This is a genomic window from Vibrio sp. 704, assembly GCF_033339295.1.
The window spans coordinates 1-574 of the sequence record NZ_JAWOUH010000783.1 but is presented as its reverse complement, the minus strand read 5'-3'; the positions used below and the strand labels follow the sequence as shown (position 1 = coordinate 574).

Sequence of the window (574 nt, the reverse complement as noted above, 5' to 3'; positions counted from 1 at the left end):
TTATCGATAGGGTGCAAAAACAATAAGTGTGTGCCGTCGTTGAGTGGACGCAAGGTAATGATCGCTTCAACAAACTCACCACGAACTTCTACCGTTGTGAGCTTGCGGTTGATGCTTGCACCCGACTCAAGACTATTGAGGACATTTGGCGGGAAACGTAAAACAGAAAAGACTTCTTTATCCAAAACCTGACTGGCTTCAATGTTTAACAAGCGCTCTGATTGATGATTTACCATGGTGATACGGCTTTCTTCATCCCAGGCCAGAAGGCCGTCATCCATGCATTCTAGTGTTGCGTTGTGAGCACAAGTGAGGCGGTTAATGTTTTCTTGTTCCGACTGAATATGTATTTGCAAACTGACTTCTTTCGCGCTTGACGCGATGATGACTAAGTTTTCTTTCTTATAGTTCTCTGCTTTTTTGAGAAGGCATGTTGTGCCGCGTAACTTGCCAAATTGGTCGAAAACAGGCGCTGCTACAGAGGCATAAGAATGTAAGTGGCGATTGAAATGTTCTGCTGCGAAAACTTCACTCGGGATATGAGTACTAATACAGAGATTGACCGCATTTGTGC

Annotated in this window: 1 protein-coding gene; it reads right to left on the bottom strand. The window is 44.3% G+C overall.

What is annotated here, in order from left to right:
* A partial coding sequence (locus R7R24_RS29095; protein WP_318120510.1) for a PAS domain-containing protein occupies positions 1–574 on the bottom strand: 574 nt, incomplete at both ends.